This window comes from Paraburkholderia sp. 22099 (genome assembly GCF_052045835.1).
Lineage (GTDB): Bacteria > Pseudomonadota > Gammaproteobacteria > Burkholderiales > Burkholderiaceae > Paraburkholderia > Paraburkholderia terricola.
The window spans coordinates 1-1,650 of the sequence record NZ_JBQEPU010000078.1; the positions used below are offsets into that span (position 1 = coordinate 1).

Consider the following 1,650-nt stretch of genomic DNA (forward strand, 5'->3'; position numbering starts at 1 on the left):
AAGGCCAAGGTCGAGCAGGGAGTGCTCCTCGTACAACGATGGATTCTCGCCCGGTTGCGCAAACAACGCTTCTTCAGTCTTGCCGAAGCCAACCGGGCGATCGCCGCGCTGCTTGTGAGCCTGAACGACAAGGCATTCAAGAAACTACCCGGTTCGCGGCGAACCGCCTTTGAAGAACTCGAGCGCGCAGCACTCAAGCCGTTACCGGCGCACCCTTATCAATACGCCGACTGGAAGGTCGCCCGTGTCGGCATTGACTATCACATCGAACTCGTCGGCCATTACTACTCGGTCCCTCACCGCTTCGCGCGTGAACAGGTTGACGTCCGCTACACCACAGCCACCGTCGAAGTCTTCCGTCGCGGCACGCGCATCGCCGCGCACGCAAAGAGCGATCGCCGCGGCGCTCACACCACGCTGACCGAGCACATGCCGGCCAATCATCAGGCCATCACCGGCTGGGACCCGCAGCGCCTGCGCAACTGGGCCGCCACGATCGGCCCGCACACAGATGCCGTCATCCAGCATCTGCTCGGCGGCCGTCAGCATCCGCAGCAGGCCTATCGCACCTGCCTGGGCGTACTGCGACTGGCCAAAGACTACGGCAACCAGCGGCTGGAAGCCGCCTGCAGCCGCGCCATCGATCTGAAAGCGCCGAGTTACCGCTTCATCGACTCGACGCTGAAGAATGGACTGGACCAGCAGCCATCGCCGGTTGCGGTACAGCCCGACCTGCCGCTTGCGCACGCCAATGTGCGCGGGCCCGATTACTACCACTGAGGAAGCACTATGCTGAAACACCCAACCATTAACAAACTGCACGAACTGCGCCTGAACGGCATGGCTGACGCGCTTACCGAGCAGCAGGGACTCGCCGACGTCGAGGCGTTTAGTTTCGAAGAGAGGCTGGGGCTTCTCGTCGAACGGGAGGTCAGCGTGCGCGAATCCCGGCAGACTGCGGCGCGGTTGCGCCGGGCGAAACTCAAGTTCTCCGACGCGGTGCCCGAAGACATCGACTACCGATCGGCACGCGGCCTGGATCGTGGACTCGTCAGCCAGCTTCTCACCGGCACCTGGATTCGTGAGCGCAACAACGCCGTGATCGTCGGCGCCACGGGCCTGGGCAAGACCTGGCTGGCGTGTGCGCTGGCGAACCAGGCGTGTCGTCTTGGTTACTCCGCGCTATACCTGAGAGTTCCCAAACTGAACGAGGAGCTCGCCATCGCACACGGTAGTGGTCGCTATGCCCGGCTGCTGGCGCAGTGGGCCAAGACCGACGTGTTGCTCATGGACGATCTCGCGATGGCGCCGATGACTGACAGCACACGGCGTGACCTGCTTGAGATCCTCGATGATCGCCACGGCCACCGCTCAACCCTGGTAACCAGCCAGATTCCAGTTGATAGCTGGCATGCCGCGCTCGGCGATCCGACGCTCGCCGATGCCATTCTCGACCGGCTCGTGCACAACACCTATCGCATCAATCTCAGCGGTGATTCGATGCGAAAACGCAAAAAGAGTTTGACCGAAAACCAGCAGTCAGAGTAAATATCGAAACCCCCGCGTCGCTGCGCTCCGAACGTCCAGCTTCGCGCGAAACCGCTGTCCACCTTCACGCGAAACGCGTGTCCAGCTTCCACGAATTACGCA

The 1,650-nt window shown here is 62.2% G+C and carries 2 protein-coding genes; both read left to right on the forward strand.

The window, feature by feature from the left end:
* Positions 1–780, forward strand: a 780-nt coding sequence (locus ACTJLC_RS31690; protein ID WP_440846406.1) for a Mu transposase domain-containing protein, incomplete at its 5' end; no start/stop codon positions are given.
* Positions 781–789: 9 nt separating this feature from the next.
* Complete coding sequence (istB, locus tag ACTJLC_RS31695; RefSeq protein WP_114164456.1) at positions 790–1,548, forward strand: IS21-like element helper ATPase IstB; 759 nt, start codon at positions 790–792, stop codon at positions 1,546–1,548.
* Positions 1,549–1,650: the final 102 nt, after the last annotated feature.